This is a genomic window from Bacteroides sp. AM16-24 (assembly GCF_003471885.1).
Taxonomy (GTDB): Bacteria; Bacteroidota; Bacteroidia; order Bacteroidales; family Bacteroidaceae; genus Bacteroides.
Genome location: NZ_QRKI01000001.1, coordinates 438857 through 460468, shown reverse-complemented (window position 1 = coordinate 460468; position 21612 = coordinate 438857). Strand labels below are relative to the sequence as shown.

The 21612-nt window shown below is 41.4% G+C and carries 13 protein-coding genes; 11 read left to right on the top strand and 2 right to left on the bottom strand.

Annotated features, from left to right (window positions below; genetic code table 11):
- Positions 1 to 14: 14 nt before the first annotated feature.
- The 6 genes from DW182_RS01715 (at position 15) to DW182_RS01690 (ending at position 5861) form a co-directional block, all read left to right on the top strand.
- Entirely contained in the window at positions 15 to 1100 is a 1086-nt protein-coding gene (locus DW182_RS01715) for a 3-methyl-2-oxobutanoate dehydrogenase subunit VorB (RefSeq protein ID WP_022392544.1), read from the top strand.
- Complete coding sequence (locus DW182_RS01710) at positions 1097 to 1270, top strand: hypothetical protein (protein WP_007215001.1); 174 nt, start codon at positions 1097 to 1099, stop codon at positions 1268 to 1270. The genes DW182_RS01715 and DW182_RS01710 overlap by 4 nt, the downstream gene beginning before the upstream one ends.
- 12 nt (positions 1271 to 1282) lie before the next feature.
- Positions 1283 to 2044 carry a thiamine pyrophosphate-dependent enzyme gene (locus tag DW182_RS01705; RefSeq protein ID WP_118294433.1) on the top strand — a complete coding sequence of 254 codons (762 nt, stop codon included), beginning with the start codon at positions 1283 to 1285 and terminating at the stop codon, positions 2042 to 2044.
- A 24-nt stretch (positions 2045 to 2068) separates the two neighbouring features.
- Entirely contained in the window at positions 2069 to 2611 is a 543-nt protein-coding gene (locus tag DW182_RS01700; protein ID WP_007663883.1) for a 2-oxoacid:acceptor oxidoreductase family protein, read from the top strand.
- 187 nt (positions 2612 to 2798) lie between these two features.
- Positions 2799 to 5015, top strand: coding sequence for a putative porin (locus DW182_RS01695; protein ID WP_118294432.1), 2217 nt, complete (start codon positions 2799 to 2801; stop codon positions 5013 to 5015).
- A 12-nt stretch (positions 5016 to 5027) separates the two neighbouring features.
- The gene (locus DW182_RS01690; RefSeq protein ID WP_007663885.1) at positions 5028 to 5861 is read left to right on the top strand and encodes a transporter substrate-binding domain-containing protein; all 834 of its coding nucleotides are present in this window, start codon (positions 5028 to 5030) and stop codon (positions 5859 to 5861) included.
- Positions 5862 to 6071: 210 nt separating this feature from the next.
- On the opposite strand, the gene DW182_RS01685 is transcribed toward DW182_RS01690, so the two are convergent.
- Positions 6072 to 7997, bottom strand: a complete 1926-nt coding sequence (locus DW182_RS01685) for an NAD(+) synthase (RefSeq protein ID WP_118294431.1) — start codon at positions 7995 to 7997, stop codon at positions 6072 to 6074.
- A gap of 451 nt (positions 7998 to 8448) precedes the next feature.
- Between DW182_RS01685 and DW182_RS01680 the strand changes: the two genes are divergently transcribed.
- From DW182_RS01680 to DW182_RS01665, 4 genes are all read left to right on the top strand, one after another.
- Positions 8449 to 10020, top strand: a complete 1572-nt coding sequence (locus DW182_RS01680; RefSeq protein WP_233564058.1) for an ATP-binding protein — start codon at positions 8449 to 8451, stop codon at positions 10018 to 10020.
- A gap of 126 nt (positions 10021 to 10146) precedes the next feature.
- Positions 10147 to 10557 (top strand): Fur family transcriptional regulator, encoded by a 411-nt coding sequence (locus DW182_RS01675; protein ID WP_118294430.1) that lies wholly within the window; start codon positions 10147 to 10149, stop codon positions 10555 to 10557.
- 52 nt (positions 10558 to 10609) lie between these two features.
- Complete coding sequence (locus DW182_RS01670) at positions 10610 to 11167, top strand: NADH peroxidase (RefSeq protein ID WP_007215010.1); 558 nt, start codon at positions 10610 to 10612, stop codon at positions 11165 to 11167.
- 213 nt (positions 11168 to 11380) lie between these two features.
- Positions 11381 to 15502 carry a two-component regulator propeller domain-containing protein gene (locus DW182_RS01665; protein WP_118294537.1) on the top strand — a complete coding sequence of 1374 codons (4122 nt, stop codon included), beginning with the start codon at positions 11381 to 11383 and terminating at the stop codon, positions 15500 to 15502.
- A gap of 74 nt (positions 15503 to 15576) precedes the next feature.
- On the opposite strand, the gene DW182_RS01660 is transcribed toward DW182_RS01665, so the two are convergent.
- Positions 15577 to 18153, bottom strand: coding sequence for a glycosyl hydrolase 115 family protein (locus tag DW182_RS01660; protein WP_118294429.1), 2577 nt, complete (start codon positions 18151 to 18153; stop codon positions 15577 to 15579).
- A gap of 279 nt (positions 18154 to 18432) precedes the next feature.
- Here DW182_RS01660 and DW182_RS01655 point away from each other — a divergent pair, with 279 nt between their 5' ends.
- Complete coding sequence (locus DW182_RS01655) at positions 18433 to 21594, top strand: TonB-dependent receptor (protein WP_118294428.1); 3162 nt, start codon at positions 18433 to 18435, stop codon at positions 21592 to 21594.
- Positions 21595 to 21612: the final 18 nt, after the last annotated feature.

Here is a 21612-nt window from a genome sequence, read left to right as displayed (position 1 = left end):
TAAATCAGTAGAATATGGCAGAAGAAGTTGTATTAATGAAAGGAAACGAAGCCATCGCCCACGCAGCTATCCGTTGCGGAGCGGACGGATACTTCGGTTATCCTATTACTCCGCAATCGGAAGTATTGGAAACTCTTGCCGAACTGAAACCCTGGGAAACTACCGGTATGGTGGTGCTACAGGCAGAAAGTGAAGTGGCAGCTATTAATATGGTGTACGGCGGTGCCGGAAGTGGGAAAATGGTGTTGACATCATCTTCCAGCCCCGGTGTCAGTCTGAAACAGGAAGGTATATCCTACTTGGCAGGTGCCGAATTACCCTGTTTGATTGTAAATGTAATGCGTGGCGGTCCCGGATTGGGAACAATCCAACCCAGTCAGGCAGACTACTTCCAGACTGTTAAGGGTGGAGGTCATGGTGACTACCGTCTGATTACTTTGGCTCCCGCTTCTGTACAGGAAATGGCTGACTTCGTCGGATTGGCCTTTGATCTTGCCTTCAAATATCGCAACCCGGCTATTATCCTTGCTGATGGTGTTATCGGCCAGATGATGGAAAAGGTTGTATTGCCTCCGCAAAAGCCCCGCCGCACAGATGCAGAAGTTATCGAGCAATGCCCGTGGGCTACTACCGGTAGAGTAAACGGACGCAAGCCCAATATCATTACTTCTCTGGAACTGAAACCGGAAGAGATGGAAAAGAATAACATCCGCTTCCAGGCTAAATACAAACTGATTGAAGAAAACGAAGTACGTTTCGAAGAAATCAATTGTGAAGATGCCGATTACCTGATTATCGCCTTCGGTTCTATGGCCCGTATCGGACAAAAAGCAATGGAACTTGCACGCGAAGAAGGTATCAAAGTCGGCATACTGCGCCCCATTACCCTTTGGCCCTTCCCCACAAAAGCCATTGCAGCATACGCTGAAAAAGTGAAAGGCATGCTGGTTACCGAATTGAATGCGGGACAGATGGTTGAAGATGTACGCCTCGCTGTGAATGGTAAAGTAAAAGTAGAACACTTCGGACGTCTCGGCGGTATCGTACCCGATCCGGAAGAGATTGTAAGTGCACTGAAAGAAAAATTAATTGAGAAATGAACCCTGATAAGATAAGAAGCGTATTGAATATACTCTTTATGATACTTGCCTTGGCAGCTATCATCGTATATTTCGTTGCAAAGGATGACTTCAAACTGTTCATCTACGTTTGTGGCGCAGCAATATTCGTTAAGCTGATGGAGTTTTTTATACGGTTCACCAACAGATAAGGAGAAGTGATTATGACAAAAGAAGATATTATCAAGCCTGAGAATCTGGTTTATAAGAAACCGACTCTGATGAACGATAATCCCATGCACTACTGTCCGGGATGCAGCCACGGTGTGGTACACAAGCTGATAGCCGAAGTAATCGAAGAAATGGGCATGGAAGACAAAGCAGTAGGTATCTCCCCCGTGGGATGTGCCGTGTTCATCTATAACTATCTGGATATTGACTGGCAGGAAGCTGCACACGGACGTGCACCCGCTCTTGCCACTGCTATCAAGCGCCTGTGGCCGGACAGACTGGTATTCACTTACCAGGGAGACGGTGACCTGGCATGTATCGGTACGGCAGAAACAATCCATGCACTGAACCGCGGTGAGAACATCACCATAATCTTCATCAACAACGCCATTTATGGTATGACAGGGGGACAGATGGCTCCTACTACCCTAGTCGGCATGAAGACTTCTACCAGCCCTTACGGACGTGATGTTCATTTGCACGGTTATCCGCTGAAAATGGCAGATATCGCCGCACAACTGGAAGGAACCGCTTACGTTACCCGCCAAAGTGTACAAACAGTCAGTGCTATCCGCAAAGCAAAGAAAGCCATCCGCAAAGCATTTGAGAACTCCCTGGCAGGCAAAGGCTCCAACCTGGTAGAAATCGTTTCTACTTGTAACTCCGGCTGGAAACAGACACCTGCGCAATCTAACAAATGGATGGAAGAGCACATGTTCCCGTTCTATCCGCTGGGTGACTTGAAAGATAAATAATCACATGCTAAAAGACTAAGAACAATGAAAGAAGAAATCATTATAGCAGGCTTCGGTGGACAAGGTGTATTGTCCATGGGAAAGATTTTGGCATACTCGGGACTGATGGAAAATAAGGAAGTGAGCTGGATGCCCGCTTACGGACCGGAACAACGTGGCGGTACAGCTAACGTTACGGTGATCGTAAGCGATGAGAAAATCTCCTCTCCTATCCTGAGCAAGTACGATGCTGCCATCATTCTGAACCAGCCCTCACTGGAGAAATTCGAAAGTAAGGTAAAGACGGGCGGTATCCTGATTTACGACGGATATGGTATCATCAACCCGCCGACGCGTAAGGATATCAAAGTGTATCGTATCGACGCAATGGATGCAGCCAATGAAATGAATAATGCCAAAGCATTCAACATGATCGTACTGGGGGGATTGCTGAAATTGAAACCGATGGTTACACTGGATAGTGTACTCAGAGGCTTGAAGAAGACCTTGCCCGAACGCCATCATCACTTGATACCGATGAACGAAGAAGCGATTAAAAAAGGTATGGAATTGATTAAAGAGGTATAATTCCATTGACCCTTATAATAAAAGTCAGCCCTTGCAATCATTTTTTGCAAGGGCTTATTTTATACAATCAAAGACATAAGACTCCTCACAATTAGATTCGCTTATAAGACGGTATGTTTGTAAAAATAGGCAAAAAAGGCTGAATTCCGCAAGCGAATAATTTTTTATTGTATCTTTGCGCCTAATTATGAGACGAATTCTACTAACATACATACTTCTATTCGTATTGGGATTGCTGGCAGTACAGGCACAGCAGCCATTCAATACGCTGGACAACCGTGACCGCTATGGAAATCAGGTCGACCCATCAACACAGCCGGACAGTCTGGATACCGGCACTGATGTTCAAAGCATCCCGCCTAAGCTTTATATGTGGCAATTAAGCGAAACTTTAGGAAACCGGACCATTGTTCCTGCAGATACGCTTGCTCTGAATTTCCAAAATACGAATCTGGTAGGCGGTATGACTGGAGAATATAACTTCCTGGGTAATCTGGGTTCACCTCGTCTCTCCCGTATTTTCTTTAATCGCCAAGACGATGAACCGACCCTCTTCATGGCACCATACTCTAGTTTCTTTGTTCGTCCCGATCAAGTGTTTTTCACTAATAGTAATGTACCCTATACCAATCTGACTTACTATAAAGCCGGTAATAAAATTAATGGTGAAGAACGGTTTAAGTCTTATTTCTCTGTCAATGTAAACAAACGGTTAGCATTCGGCTTTAATTTTGATTATTTATACGGACGTGGTTATTATGCCAATCAATCCACTTCACATTTCAATGCCGGCTTATTCGGAAGTTACATTGGTGAACGCTATCAAATACAGGCAGTTTATAACAACTTCTTCATGAAAATGAACGAAAACGGTGGTATAGCAAATGACGGTTACATTACCCGGCCTGATACAATGGCAGAAGGTAAGAAAGAATATAGTTCCACCACCATTCCTGTGAAGATGGAACAGACCTCAAACCGTAATAAAGATTTCTATGTCTACCTTACGCAACGTTACCGATTAGGTTTCAAACGAAGAGTATTGAAAGAAGAAGCCCAGAATAACAGTGTCCAACAGCGTTTTTCCCCTGCAGCACCAACGACATCTATTGCTTCCAGTATTGCACCTGCCGACAGCTTAGCTACTGACAGTTTAGCTACCCACAGTTTAGCTACCGACAGCCTCCCGGCTAATAATCTCGCAATGGGAGATAATCTCAGTTTGGACAGTCTCAATAGCAACCATGCTCTTCCGGAAGATACTAACTTTGTCGAAGAATTTGTTCCGGTCACAAGTTTCATCCACACCTTTAAGATAGAACGGGCGCGTCACAAATATCAATCCGTGTCTACACCAGACGAAAACGCTTACTATAACAAACAAGGAGTCAGTCGTGACTCTACCACAGCATTTAGCGTAAAGAATATCTTTGGCATAGCCTTGCTGGAAGGTTTCAATCGATATGCTAAAGCCGGACTTACCGGCTATATATCCCATAAATTCAGTCGCTACGACTTGATGAATGCAGACTCTATGACAGTAGACCGTTTCACCGAACAAGAAATCTATGTGGGTGGTGAATTGGCTAAACGACAAGGTAAAACTCTACACTATTCTATAGACGGTGAAGTTGGTATTATGGACAAAGCAATGGGACAATTCCGCGTAAATGGAAATATGGATTTGAATTTCCGTCTTTGGAAAGATACGGTAAACCTGATAATACGAGGCTTCGTGAAAAACACATTGCCTTCTTTCTATATGCGCCATTATCACTCCAACCTGCACGTTTGGGATAATGACAACATGGAGAAAGAATTCCGTACCCGCGTAGAGGGCGAATTGAATATTGACCGTTGGGGAACCAATCTTCGTGCCGGAGTAGAAAATGTAAAGAATTACACCTATCTCAACCAAAAGGCCGTACCTGAACAGAATAGCGGTAACATACAAATACTTTCGGCCACTCTGAAGCAAAATTTCCGTGCAGGTATTTTCCATTTAGATAATGAAGTAACCTGGCAGAAGTCAAGTAATGAAACGGTTCTGCCTCTGCCACAAATTTCAGTATATTCTAATTTGTATCTCCTAACCAAGTTAGCTAAAAAGGTACTTACCGTGCAACTGGGTGCTGATGTGCGATACTTTACCAAATACAATGCACCGGCTTACACGCCTTCCATTCAGCAGTTCCATTTGCAACCGGAAAATGACCAGGTAGAAATCGGCGGCTATCCGATAGTGAATGTCTATGCCAACCTGCATCTGAAGCGTACCCGCCTCTTCGCTATGTATTCTCACGTAAATCAGGGTATGGGTACACGTAACTCTTTCCTTGTACCACATTACCCCATTAATCCGAGCCTTCTCAGAATCGGTGTTTCGTGGAACTTCTACGATTAAAACTCTTTCCTTATGAAAATATCGAAAGCCAATATTCTGAAATATGTAGCAATGGGGATCATAGCTGCTTGTATTACTACTTTCTTTTTAAAGAAAGAGAAGAAGCATGGACATCCTCGTGATTATGCAGAAATAGCTACAGAGAAAATTATCCGCGCTGCTACGGAGTATAATTCCATCAGCTTTTACGTAGATGGAGATACCTTATCCGGTTTCCACTATGAATTAATAGAAGCTTTTGCACGTGATCATGGCTGGAAAGCTGCTATCACTCCGGAAATGAGTTTCGATAAACGACTCAAAGGACTGGCAGATGGAGAGTTTGATGTCATTGCTTACGGCATTCTGGCTACCAGTGAATTGAAAGATTCCTTATTACTTACGACTCCGATTGTGCTGAACAAACAGATTCTCGTACAAAGAAAAGCTACTTCCCCCACTGATTCCATATTCGTTAAAAGTCAATTGGACTTAGCTGGAAAAACCTTGCACGTAGTGAAAGGATCACCATCCATCCTGCGTATCCATAATCTGGGAAACGAGATTGGAGATACCATATATATTAAGGAAATAGACAAATACGGTTCGGAACAATTGATAGCTCTTGTAGCCCATGGTGACATTGACTATGCCGTATGCGATGAAAGTATTGCCCGTATCGTTTCAGATAGTTTTCCGCAAATAGATATCAATACAGATATCAGTTTCACACAATTCTATTCTTGGGGAGTCAGCAAACAGTCGCCTGTTTTATTAGACAGTCTTAATTCATGGTTACAAACCTTCTGCAACAGCAAGGAATTTCAATCGATCTACCGTAAATATTACCAGCCTTCCAGCAGATAATAACTCCTTTATTGTATACTCCACACGGTAACTCCATTTACATGCTGAAGTAAAGATCGTTACATGCCGAGGTAAAGGCCGTTACATGCCGAGGTAAAAGCCGTTACAATAGGCGGTAAAGGTCGTTACATCCTGCGGTAAATGCTTTTACATTATGGGGTAAATTACATGTAAATGCTATTTATTGATAATCAATAAATTATATCATCACTACAAACTTTCCACTTCCCTCAACCACATTTCTGATGATGCATCACTCGGCATACGCCAGTCACCACGTGGACTGATAGAAATGCTACCTACCTTAGGTCCGTCCGGCAAACAAGAGCGTTTGAATTGCTGATTGAAGAAACGGCGGAAGAATACTTGCAACCACTTCTTAATGGTCTCTTCATCATACATATCCTTAAACGTACGCGCTGCAAGAAAAAATATCTTGGAAGGGCGGAAACCACAACGCAGGAAATAGTACAAGAAAAAATCATGCAATTCATACGGACCAACCAAGTCTTCCGTGATTTGTTTGATATTCCCATTTTCATCTGCCGGAATAAGTTCCGGACTTATCGGAGTATCGACAATGTCCAGTAGCGTTGCACGAGAAGCTGCATCCATATCATTCTCAGCCACCCACTTCACCAAATGCTTGACCAATGTCTTAGGAACACTTCCATTCACACCATACATGGACATATGGTCGCCATTATAAGTTGCCCATCCCAGCGCTAATTCTGAAAGGTCACCCGTACCTATCACCATTCCCCAAGTTTGGTTGGCAATATCCATTAATATCTGTGTGCGCTCGCGAGCCTGGGCGTTTTCATAGACCACATCGTGTACATTGATGTCGTGATCTATATCTTTGAAATGCTGAATACAAGCTTCTTTGATGCTGACCTCACGCACGGTAATTCCCAAAGAGTTCATTAAATCCACCGCATTTGTATGCGTACGGTCAGTGGTGCCAAAACCCGGCATCGTCACACCGATAATGTCTTTGCGGGACCATCCCAATTTATCAAAGGTCTTTACACATACCAGCAGTGCCAAAGTAGAATCCAATCCACCGGAAATACCAACCACCGCACTTTTAGCGCACGTATGCACCAGACGTTGTGCCAGACCGGAAACCTGTATCGAAAATATTTCTTCACAACGCTCATTCAATGCAGTTCCTTGCGGTACAAACGGATGCGGATCGAAACGTCGTGTCAGGTTCAGTTCTTTACTATTCACATATTCCGTAGAAACACGTACTGCTTCCTCCGGTGCACAATGTGCCCGACAGGTAGCAAACGTTGTGTTTACACGCCTTTCTATACGCAAATGTTCCACATCAATCTCACCGATAACAACTTGCCCCTCAAAAGAGAAGCGTTTACTATATTCTATTAAGCTGCCATTTTCATAAATCAAACCGTTTCCGGCAAACACTACGTCAGTAGTGGATTCTCCGAAGCCACACGAACAGAATACATAACCGGCAATACAACGTGCCGATTGCTGACTAATCAGAGAGCGCAAATAATTATGCTTTCCAATTCCCTCATTATCAGCAGAAAGATTAAACAGTATCTCAGCACCTTGCAATGCCAGTGAGGAACTGGGCGGAATAGGTGCCCACAGATCTTCACAGATTTCAATGCCGAATGTCGTATCTGCCATCTCAAACAGTAAATTGGCTCCCATGGGAACCAGTTGGCCGCAAAGGCGTACACTAGTCTCACTAACATCAACAGCAGATGTAAACCAGCGTTTCTCGTAAAATTCCTTGTAATTAGGAAGATAAGTCTTAGGTACCACACCCAGCACTTTTCCTTTCTGAATTACGACGGCTGCATTCAGCAATACACCATTCATCGCTATCGGCATACCAAGTATAGCTATTATGTCCAGCTGTCGTGTATTACTTATAATATGTATCAGCCCCATTTCTGCTTCTTCAAGCAGCAGTTGCTGAGCAAACAGATCGCCGCATGTATATCCTGTGACACACAGTTCCGGAAAGGCTATGATTTGCACACCTTTTCCTTCAGCTATGATTATCTCCTTTTCTATTTCTCCGGCATTGAACTTGCAGTCCGCCACCTTCACACGGGGCACAGCCGCCGCTACCTTTACATATCCGTAATTCATAAGGATGTCATTTATAAAATTTGACGGCAAAAATACAGTTATTTATCCACAAACACAAAATAATCATTTCTTTCACTTCGTATATCCCGGATTATTTGTACTTTTAGCCACATTTTAAAGCACGTTATACAAAACTCATGAAGCTCCATAGTTCACTCCATAAATGGCTACTTTCACTAATATTATTAGTCGAATGCCTTTCCGTTTCTGCTAAAGAAAAAGAATACGTGTTATTTCTTAGCTCCGTCAATGCCGAAGAAGCTTGGATACATGGTTTTCTGAATGAAATCCAAAAACGTTTTCCCTATAATAAAAACATAGAGCTACACAATTATTTTCTCACGGTCCCGGTATTAAAAAGCGAAGAAGAGGTCAGACAAGCTCAAGCTAATATATTACAGACATATCCTATCCACCAAAAGCAGTCATAATTGTTGGCGACCCGGGATGGTTGGTCAGCGCACCTATTTTCGATGGCCCCTGGAAAGACATCCCTGTTATTCTTTGTTATTCCCGCAAAAGGGTTCCAGCCGACCTGCAAACATTATTAAGTAAGATTCCTCTCACAGAAGAAAACAGTATTCCCATTGAGGAATTCAATAAAAACTACAATATCACTGTACTGGAACAGCCATATTACATCAAGCAAACTCTTGAACTCATCCGGCAACTTCAACCGGAAGTCAAACGAATCGCTTTCATTTCCGATAATCGCTATATCAGCGTTGTTACTCGTCAGGCAATAAAAGAGGTAATGCAAAAAGATTTTCCCAATCTGCAACTGGAGCTTTTATCCTCTGAACAAATAAGCACTGAAGAATTACTGGACACACTTACCAGCTACAAAAAAACGACCGGGGTCATCTATTATGCCTGGCTCCGACAATATGGAAGCAATAAGAATTATTATTTATCGGATCACCTTAAAAAAATACTTCCCAGCTTCCTGGAAGTTCCGGTATTCACATTAGCCGATTTAAACCTCCAAGAAAACTTATATGTAGGCGGGCATTATATCTCCATCCATGATTTCACAAACACAGTAATGTCTTTAATCGGTCGTATTTTATCAGGCGAAGCCGCCTCTTCCATTCCTTATCAAAATGGTGGAATTCCACAAACCTATCTCAACTTCGCCGATCTGAAGTGGTGTAAAATTCCCGAAAACTTATATCCGAAAGATGCGGTTTATTTCTTTCAGCCTCCTACTTTCTATCAACAATATAAAACTTATATCTGGATGACAGGCTTATTTATAGTCCTACTCATCGCTCTGTATATTTTCTACTATATCCATTCCCAAAGACATAAAAAGGAACTCATTCAAGCTAAGGAACGTGCTGAAGAATCCGACCGGTTAAAGTCTGCTTTTCTTGCCAACATGAGCCATGAGATACGTACTCCTCTCAATGCAATTGTTGGTTTTTCCAGTATTCTTGCTGAGACAACAGACACACCGGAAAATCATGAATACATCAGAATTATAGAAGATAACAATTACCTGTTATTACAACTCATAAACGACATCCTTGATTTGTCAAGAATAGAAGCCGGTTTACTGGACTTCTGCTACACCGATGTAGACGTAAACAGCTGTATCCGTAAACTTGAGGATGCTTTCCGTTTCAGAATGCCGGCAAACGTGAAGTGTGTAACAGAATTCGGCATGAAGAAATGCTATATCCATACTGAAAAGAACCGTCTGATGCAAGTACTTGGAAATTACTTCTCCAATGCTATCAAATACACCAATCAAGGAAGCATTACCATTGGTTATCATCCTCCCCAAGACGGAAAAATCCGTTTCTATGTACGGGATACAGGTTGTGGTATTTCCTCCGATAAACAACAAACCATTTTTCAGCGTTTTGTAAAGCTGGACAACTTCAAGCAAGGCACAGGACTCGGCTTGTCTATCTGCCAGATGATAGCTGAAAAGATGAATGCCACTGTCGGAATACATTCTGAAGTGAATAAAGGTTCCGAGTTCTGGATAGAGCTCCCTTACCAACCTATTAATTAAAAATAGAACTACTATTAACAACAAGACAACAAAAAAAGATTAGAAATCTTTTGGAAAATTCAAAGAAGTCTTTATCTTTGCAAGCGAAATAAAAATGTAATTATTACAAGTTTGAATTAAGAAAATATGGAAATAGTAGTAGAACGATTGCAAGGACATAATATCAAACCTTCGGTGCAGCGCATTGCCATCATGAAATATCTTATGGAGCACCGCACACATCCGACGGTAGACGAGATTTATACAGCACTATCTCCTACTATACCGACGCTCTCAAAAACAACAGTTTACAACACACTGAAAATTTTGAGCGAACAAGGAGCTGCACAGACGCTGACCATTGATGAGCGTAACACATGTTATGATGCCGACACTACTCCACATGCACATTTCCTGTGCAAACGCTGTGGTAAAGTTTATGATCTGGCGTGCAATGACACTGTAAGACAAGTGGTAGATACAGATATAGATGGACACAAAGTGCAGGAAATCCACTATTATTACAAAGGAATCTGTAAACAATGTAAAGAAGACTAACGTTTTATTATAAGAACAAACGAATAACTAATTCAATTAAATCAAAAAGAAAATGAAAAAATTTAGATGTACTGTATGCGGTTACGTATATGAAGGTGATGCCGCTCCTGAGAAATGCCCGTTGTGTAAAGCTCCTGCAAGCAAGTTCGTAGAAGTTGTAGAAACGACAGAAGATGGTCCTCTTTCTTTTGCTGACGAACATGTAATCGGTGTAGCTAAAGGTTGTGATGACGAAATGATCAAAGACTTGAACAATCACTTCATGGGCGAATGTACAGAAGTTGGTATGTACTTGGCTATGAGCCGTCAGGCTGACCGCGAAGGTTACCCCGAAGTAGCTGAAGCTTTCAAACGTTATGCTTGGGAAGAAGCAGAACACGCTTCTAAATTTGCTGAACTGTTGGGTGACTGTGTATGGGATACCAAAACTAACCTCGAAAAGAGAATGAATGCCGAATCTGGTGCTTGCGAAGACAAGAAGCGTATTGCTACTCGCGCAAAAGCTTTGAATCTGGATGCTATCCATGACACTGTTCATGAAATGGCTAAAGATGAAGCTCGCCACGGTAAAGGTTTCGAAGGACTCTACAACCGTTACTTCAAGAAATAATCCTTTTTATATTTTTATGGAAAGAGGTTGCCATTTTTGGTAACCTCTTTTTTTATATTATACACTATCCCTCAAATTATCGCATGAAATGTAACACATCATTTGCCAGACGTTACATCCATGCTTTATAAGGGGCTTTTTCCCATATATATGTTTGCGAGAATATCTGTTTTCAATTACTTTTGTATCACAATTGCTAACCCCAACATAATCATGAAAACGCTATTATCCATCTTATTTCTTTTCTTCGCAACATACGGATACAGTCAATCAGAGAAATTATTCACAGTAGACCGCGAACTATCGAACAGCAATATCAATCAGATATATCAAGCTAAAGACGGAGTCATATGGATAGCTACCGATGACGGTCTAAACCGTTATGACGGTGCTAAGTTCAGTATATATAAACACAAAGAAGGGAATGACAGTTCCTTAGTAGATAATAACGTACGGACTCTCTTTGAAGATAGCAAAGGACACTTTTTAGTAGGTACTCAACGTGGACTACAACTCTATAATCCTGCAACAGATCTCTTTAAAGAAATACCTATCTTCTATCAAACAGGAGAAAACATGAGCGCACATATCAGTACGATATTAGAACGCAAAAATGGAGACCTATTAATAGGAACTTCCGGACATGGTGTTTATTCATTAAAATTAGAAGGAACGGAACCTGTCATTAAAGAAGCACAATTACCAGTTCCCAGTTTTTTCATCACATACCTATTTGAAGATCAGACAGGTAACCTGTGGGTATCTACAGAAGGTAAAGGTTTATACCGCATCGACACATTAAACCAGATATACCACTACTTCATTGGAAAAGAAAATGCTTGGAATATAGTCACTTCCATTTGCCAAGATGAAAAAGGAAATATTTATGCCAGTAATATAAACAAAGGGATGTTCATCTACAACCAACAAGAAGACACATTTATCCCCATCATTTGTCCTACTCCTACCAATCTGCCTATTAATACAATATGTGCTACCGAACAAGGGAAAGTTTATATCGGTACCATAGGTTATGGAATTAAAGTATACGATACACACACACAGAAAATAAAAGAAAGTGAATTTAGCTTCAGTACTTTCGATTTCAGTAAAGCTGACGTACGTGCCATTACCAAGGATAAAGCAGGAAACTTATGGTTGGGCATCAATGCCAAAGGAGTGATGCTGCTTCCGGCTACAACAAATCAATTCAAGTATATGGGGTACAAATCACTGACAACAAATAAGATAGGCTCAAACTGTATAAAGGCTGTATGCAAAGATAGTGAAGGTACCTTATGGCTTGGGACTGCCAATGACGGCATATATGGCATAAAAGAAGAAAGCAAACTTTCCCTGCACTTTGAGCACAAGGAAAACGCCCAGTCTGTACCATCAACCATCAATTACATCCATCAAACTGCAGATGGCAGATTATGGTTAGCTTCACCCTTAGAAGGGCTGGCAGAAATGAATCCGAAAACAGGTATATGTCACTATTATAAACTGCAGGATCATAATCAAAATGAAATAAAAAACATATCGCATTTGGTATCAGACAAAAATGGAGAACGGTTGTGGATAGCCGTTATGGGCGGAGGTGTCTTCTATATGGATTTAAAGACCGGAAAAATAAACAGATGTGATACTTTTGAAAGTGGAAAAGAATATCAGGAAAACTATAACGCACTTCACAATCGTTGGGTATCCTCACTGCTATGCACCAGCAATGGTAAATTATATATCGGTACATACGACGGTTTGGGATGTCTGGACATATCTACAATGAGCTTCACTTCAACTTACAAGAAAAACAGAATATTCGGAGGGAGCATAGTTTTGACCCTTTTTGAAGATGAACGAGGAGATATCTGGGCAGGTACTACCAAAGGCCTCATCCATATAGATGGTAAAAATGGAAACTCTAAGACCTATACCACACACGACGGCTTACCCAATAATACCATTTGTGCCATACAGAGTGACAGACAACATGGATTATGGATTAGTACCAACTATGGCATCACAAACATGAACCTGGAAACGGGCGATTTTGCCAACTACTATGCAGGAAATGGACTACAAGGAAACGAATTCAGTCAAAATGCTGCCTGCAAGGGCAAAGAGGATTATCTTATTTTTGGAGGGATCAATGGCATCACTTATTTCCGCCCGGCAGAAATCACTGCAGAAGTAAAACAGCCAGAAATAAAAATTGCTGATTTCTACATCCATAACAAAGCTGTAAAGAAGGGAACACAATCCGGCAAGCATGAAGTCATAGAAACAGCAGTGCAGAAAACTAACAAATTTCATCTATGCCATAAAGACAACTCGTTCAGCATTGAATTTACAGCTATGGAATTCTATAATCCAGAGCGCATTACTTACCTTTATTCTATGAACGGAGCAAACTGGGTAGCATTAGCGCCAGGTGTCAACAGAGTCTCTTTCAGTGATCTGGCACCTGGGACTTACCATTTCAGGATGAAAGCTAAAGACTATACAGCTTATTCAGAAGAGAAAGAAATTATCATCCAGATAGATCCGGCATGGTGGGTATCAGGTTGGGCAAAATTAATATATACTCTATTAATATTGTCAGTAATTGGATTTATTGTGATGCAGGTACGACATCGCTACCACATGCATCAAAAGATGTTGCAACACATCCATGCAGAACAGATTAATGAAGCCAAGCTGCAATTCTTCATCAATATTTCTCATGAAATTCGGACACCAATGTCACTTATCATCAGCCCTTTACAACAGTTGATAGCAAAAGATAAAGATGTAGAATGCAGAAAACTCTACGCTACTATACAACGGAATGCCGAACGCATCCTGCAATTGGTAAATCAATTAATGGATATCCGTAAGATAGATAAAGGACAGATGTCCCTCATATTTAAAAAGGCTGAAATAGTAAGCTTCACCCGCGATATATTAGAGGCCTTTGAACAACAGACAAGAATAAAGAAACTTGAACTGGAGTTCCAGACTTCCACTCCTGAAATAGAAATGTGGATAGACCCTAAGAATTTTGATAAAGTCATCTTAAATCTATTGTCGAACGCTTGCAAATTCACACCTGAAAACGGAAAAGTGAAGGTCAGTCTCAACACAGGAGAAGACACCAGTCTTCCAGATAAAGCACCTCTGCACCGATATGTTGAACTTACAGTTGCAGATAGTGGTATTGGTATTGCTCCCGCGGAACGAGAACATATATTTGAGCGATTCTATCAAATACGCAATAGCCAGAACAATTCAAATGTCGGAACTGGTATTGGACTCCATCTGACACGTTCTTTAGTGGAATTACATTATGGAAGCATTCGTGTAGAAGATAATGGAGAAGGATATGCAGGCTCCCGATTTATCATACGATTGCCATTAGGAAACGAACATCTGAAAAAAGAAGAAATGGAAGAATCAACCTCCACCAATGGTATAATAGAAACTTCCACAATAGAACCAATACTAGCAGTTTCTCCTCTACCCTATGAGAGTGAAGAAGATGAAATAAAACGTGTTCGCAGCCGTCACCATGTGCTCGTTGTAGAAGACGATGAAGAAATTCGTCATTATATCTGCCGTGAGTTGGGCAACGACTTTTACATGGCTGAATGCAGTAATGGAAAAGAAGCATTAGCGTTAATACTATCACATACACCTGATCTTATAATCAGTGATGTGATGATGCCTGAAATGGATGGGCTGACACTCTGTCGTAAAATACGGCAGAATATTAACATCAACTATCTACCCATTATCCTTCTCACCGCCCGCACCCGCGAAGAAGACAACTTAGAAGGACTGGATACCGGAGCCGATGCCTATCTGATGAAACCTTTCAGCATTGGACTGTTAAGAAAAACCGTTCTAAATCTGATTCGTAACCGTGAACAATTACGTAATGCTTTCAGTGGTCGCCAGAATCAAGAGGAACAAATTTCAATTCCTGAAATAAAATCACCTAATGATCGACTTATGGAGCGCGTCATGCGCGTTATCAATGAAAATTTAAGTAACCCGGCATTAACAGTAGAGATGATCAGTACAGAAGTAGGCATCAGCCGTGTGCACCTGCATCGCAAACTCAAAGAACTCACAAATCAAACTACACAACAACTCATCCGCAACTTACGCTTGAAGCAAGCTGCTACTCTATTAGCCGAAAAGCGACATAGCATAACAGAAGTTGCTACACTAACAGGATTCACGCATCCCACTTACTTCGCCACGGCATTCCGTGAAATGTTTGGTGCATCCCCATCAGAATATATGGAACAACATATAGGACAGGATAAAACAAAAGATGGCATCTTATGATGTAAAAGATGCCAACTTATGCAACAAGAGATGCCAACTTATGATATAAAAGATGGCATCTTTCACATATAAGTCTATTTTATGGTTCTTGTCCGTGGGCTTTCCATCAGATTAAGCCTACCGGACATACCACCTCCACAATCTACTATTATCTTATGTAACACTATGGCTGGGCTGAGAGGACGAATGGTCAGAGTATGCACTCCGGCTTTTAAAGTTACATCAGGAAAAGTAACTTTGGATTCTATGATCCGTGCTGCTCCCGCAGGATACATTTTCGAATAGCAATTAGCCCAGGTTAAATCTGAATTGTAGTTTACAATCTGTTCCACCCCATCATCTAAACTAATAGCATAGCTATGCCCACCTTTAATAAAAGGCAAGGTGCTATCTAATATTAAACGTACACATACACCGGACAAGTCTGATTTCAACCGCATTTGGTATATTAGTGATGCGCCAGAAACTGATTCGGTATATGGCATTAGAGAAAGTCCGGAAAGTGTGCGTCCCATATCCGGTATAACAGTCCATTGTGTCCCCGACTTCTGTACAGACCTAGCAAAGCGTTCTGCCTCCATTACAACAACTCCATTATTCTCTTCATACTCATATCCCCCCATTTTTATAGCCTTGTCCAGGGAAGCATCCACACGGATTACTTTCGGCATTATGTTTCCTCCCTTCGGTTCATCCCAAGAAGTGTAACCAATATGCGTTTGATCCATCATATGCTTCCATTTGCCACCCGCAATATTATGATTATAATCGTCACATAATTCCGCATCTCTGCGAAAGCAATATTCTGCACGGTCTGCCCAAGCATTGGCACGCAAGTCATTTTCCATAGCTAACTGCCGATTCATAGCTACAGCGTAGTACATTTCATAAAGATTCGCCATAGCTTGTACGGGAAACAATATCAGTTCTTTATAAACATCGTGCATATTTTCCGGCAACAGAGTAAACTGACGAACAGCATGTGCTTCCAATGCAAGAAATTCATCAGTTACTGCTTTAAACTCACCGCTTTGTAAATTGTAAGTTTCGTGATCTAACATCTCTGCCGTTACACGAGCACAATATTTACAATGAAGATTTAAAATCCGTGCAGCTTCATCAGCATGTTCATCGCCAAATTGCTGACGACAGAATTCTCTTGTATAATCCATCAGATTACCTGCATCGAATGCATTAGGATTCCATGCCATTTTCAGAAAGAAGTCTGTAGGGAATTCATTCGGTTTCAAATCACCCACATTCAATATCCACATCTTATCCACACCGTATGTATAAGTAAGGTATAATTGTTCCCACATATGCTGAATCTGTGTCATATTCAGCCACTGATAAGCACGCGGAGCACCATGTAAATCTACATGATAGTACATTCCATAACCACCAGGATGACGCTTGGCGCCCGGTTCAGGCAGACGACGCACATCGCCCCAGTTATCATCACATAAAAGAATCATCACATCATCAGGTATTTGCATTCCCTGATCGTAATATTCCAGAACCTCACTGTAGAGAGCCCACAATTGTGGTGTCTTAGACGCTGGTTTACCCGTAACTTCTGTTATAATACGACGTTGCTCTTTTACTATGTTTTCCAGTAACTTTGTATCCGTATCAGGTCCCATAGGTGCATCACCGTCACCACGCATAGCAATAGTTACCACTTCTTCTTTGCCTTTCATACGTTCTATGCCTTCACGAAAGAAACGATCAATGCCTTTTTTATTCGTTTGATAGTTCCAAGCTCCATACACTTTACGATTGCGAGCATATTCCTGATGATTACGTGCCATAGGCTCATGATGAGAAGTACCGATTATGATCCCCATCTCATCAGCTAATGGACTGTTCATGGGATCATCTGCATAAAAAGCAGCACTCCACATGGCAGGCCACAGAAAATTTGCTTTTAGACGGAGAAGTAATTCGTATACATGCTTATACATTTTACTATTAAATCCTCCATAACGTTCCGTAGTCCATCCACCCATACAAGGCCACTCATCATTGATAAAAATACCACGATATTGTACAACCGGCTCTCCATCGGTATATACACCTTTCTTTATATAAATCTCTTTATGCGACTCTACCGGAACATCTGCCCACCAATACCATGGAGATATACCAATCTGGCACGATAACTCATAAATACCATAAATTGTACCTCTTTTGTCACTGCCTGCAATCAGTAAGACTTCGCCTTCCACCCCTTCTATCGGATTTGTTACAGTGGTAATAATAAACTTTTCATTTCTACCTTTCAACTCACGAACATCCAATTTTTTCGCCTTCACTAATTGTTTTATCAACGGCGATTTATCAAAAGAACCTATAAGGATACGTAATTTTTGCGCTCCTTCATCAACTTGCTTTTTTGCACCTATCTTCAAATAAGGACGAGTATTCGTCGCTCGAAAGAAATCCTCTTGCAAATTACGCACAGCCATTAATACCCCCTTATGCTCTTCATCAGCGCATAAAATACTGAAATTCGGTTGTTGGGTAGTGGTCAATGCCAGTGTTCCCCCTTCCTGATTAAAAGTAACAAACTTGTCCGCCGCCTTTAATATAGGCGTTAAAGCCAATCCAAGCAACAAGCCAATAATCTTAGTTTTTAATGATACTTTCATAATATAGCAAAATTAATTTGTTAGTCTATGAGACAAAGATAAAAGCCTATCCTACCCCCGACAAAGAAGAGCGTTACAGATACATTCAGTGATATTACGACTTTGCAAATACAACAGTGTGTTACATCAAATAAGTTTTATGTTACACCTTCAATGATAAACGCAACATCACTTAATCTTTCTGCAATAGTAATATGACACCCACTTCCGATACATTACATACCTTTGTTCCCAGAAAACAAAAAACATTTTTTATTAACCCATTAATTAATAGTAATAATGAAAAGCACTACTTATTATTTTAAGTTATCGACACTATTACTCCTGCTTAGCTTCATACCAATATGGGCCATTGCACAAAGTAATACCGTTAAAGGTACAGTGAAAGATAGTTTCGGTGAAGCCGTTATTGGAGCAAATGTAACAGAAGTGGGGACCAGCAATGGTACCATTACGGACATTGATGGTAACTTCTCCCTAAACGTTTCCTCCAAGGGGCAACTTCGGGTATCTTTCATCGGTTACCAGTCACAAACCCTGGACATTGCCGGACAAAAAAACTTGAACATTACCTTAAAAGAAGATACTGAGACTTTAGATGAAGTAGTAGTAGTAGGTTATGGTACCGCCAAGAAACGTGACCTGACCGGTGCCATTACCCAAGTAAAAGCTGAAAATTTGATGGCAACAGCACCTACTAATATTCAGGAAGCTTTGCGCGGTAAAGCAGCCGGTGTCATGGTAGCAGGAGGAGGTCTGAACGATACTCCAATGATTCGTATCCGTGGTAACCGCTCTATCTCCGCCAGCAACGAACCGCTATTCGTCATCGATGGTGTACCCGTCAATGGGGGGTCAGATATCTTAAATCCCTCAGACGTCGCATCCATTGAAGTTTTGAAGGATGCTTCAGCAACCGCTATCTATGGTGCCCGTGGTGCAAATGGTGTCATATTAGTAACTACTAAAAAGGGTGAAACTGGCAAAGTCAATGTAGAATACAATGGCTATCTAACCATCAGTAAAGTAGATGAATATCGTCGTGTGCGAAATGGAGCAGAATATCTGGAATATTTACGTGAGGCTGACCGTAATTACATTTATGATGGTGAGGGCGGTTACAGTATAGACCCTAGTTGTACCTATCCTTCTATGACCCCCAGTTGGGAATATGACCAAAAATTAGAATATATAGGTTCTCGCGATATTTCGGGCTACGTTCTGGAATCTGTCAAGCGTGCTTGGGAAGGTGGTTCATATAACCCTTCTATGTTACGCACCTTTGATTGGCAGGGTGCTGGTATGCGCGATGAAGCTATTTCACAGAATCATAATATCAGCATACGAGGTGGAAGTAAAGATACCAAAGTCTTTATTTCCGGTTCGTTCATGGACAATAATGGTATCACTCCCCGCTCCTATCGGAAACGTTATACCCTACGCATGAATTTGGACCAAAATTTAGGTAAATATATCACTATGGGAGCCACCAGCAATTTTGCATACTGGGAATACTTCAATGGTACCGGAGTGGGTGGTAACTGGAATCCATTAGGCACTCCGTACTATTCTCCTGGTGGTAGCGGTGACTATGGTGTAGGAGGAGATGTAACCCAAGATGGTGACCCTGCATTGGGTCTTGTCCCCCACCCCACGGGAGAAGGTATGTTGTGGAATCCCTTTTATGATTTTAGCGGAACAGAAGGTCGTACCAAAAGGAATCGCATCGATGCCACTATCTATGCCATGATAAAATTAGATAACGGTTTGTCTTACCGAGTAAACTTTGGTACCGACTATTATAGTGGACAAGAACAGACGTTTTATGCCAAAGCATCAACCTCACAAGGATTTGGTAATGCCAAAGCTGAACAAAAAGCAACTTTTGACAGGGGTTGGACATTGGAACATATCCTTGCATACTCAAAAACATTTGGTCAGCACAGTTTGAATTTGACAGCAGTACAGTCCACACAAAAATTCACACAAGAACCTCTCACTGCCAGTGGTGTAGGTATTCCTCTTGAATCTCAACTCTACTATAATCTGGGAAGTGCCACAACACAAGGTGTCACCAGTGGTTTTACTCAATGGACCATGATGTCATGGATGGGACGTGCCATCTATGGTTTTAAAGATAACCGTTACATGTTGACAGCTTCTCTACGCTATGATGGCTCTTCACGTTTGGCAGAAGGTCACAAATGGGTAGCTTTCCCATCCGTAGCATTAGCATGGCGCATTTCTGACGAAGCATTCATTAAGGATAATCTTAGTAGTATCAGTAATCTGAAATTGCGTTTCGGTTATGGCAAGACTGGTAACTCTGCCGTTAGCCCATACGAAACGATTGGTAAAATCACCAGTAGCCGTTACACTTGGGGAAATACGGGAGTCATAGGTTATGCACCAAGTTCACTTTCCAACAAAGCATTGACTTGGGAAACTACCGGACAGTACAATATCGGCTTGGATTTCGGTCTGTTCAATGGACGCATCTCCGGTAGTGTTGAGTGGTACAAACAGAACACTTATGACTTACTGATGCCACGTGCTCTCCCTGAAGTATCAGGCTTTGGAAGTATCACGGAAAATGTAGGCGAAACAGAAAACACAGGTTTTGAGTTTACACTGGAAACAGTAAATTTCCAAAATAAGAATTTCAATTGGACCACCTCACTACAGTTTGCTACGAATAAAGAGAAAATTGTAAAACTGGCCAGCGGATTACAGGAAGATATTGCCAATATGTGGTTTGTCGGTCATCCAGTAGATACCTATTATGACTATGTAAATACCAAATATGTGTGGGGATACTCTAAAGAAGATATGGAAGAAATGGCAAAATTCAATGCTAATGGGCATTCTTATAAACCGGGCGACCTGCGTTTCGTTGATTTAGACGGTAATTATAAAATAGACTCTAAGGATCGCACTATTCGAGGACAAAAAATGCCTAAATGGACAGCAGGTATGGGAAATACATTCCGATACAAAGATTTCGATCTTTACATCTTCATGTATGGCATGTTCGGGCATACCATTTACTGTGATCCGGGCGTAGGACATGACGGTCGTATGAATACTCGCTATGCTAATTACTGGACACCAGAAAATACTCAAACCCAGTTTAGAAAACCAACCAAAGGAGATGCCGATCAAGCTAACAGACAAGCCTACTGGTATAACAAAGGAGACTTTGTTCGTATTTCAGACATCACTTTGGGATATAGCCTTCCTAAAAGTATCATTAAATATTTAGGACTGGAAAGAGCACGCTTTTATGTGCAAATACAAAACCCGTTTACCTTTACAAGCTATCCTAACAATGATCCGGAAGGCTCCGTCAAAGCTGGACGAACATGGGATCGCAAGCAAGAAGAATACAGTGACCCAATTACGATGAAGAATTATATCTTCGGTATAAATTTGACCTTCTAATCCATTAAAATTCATAAA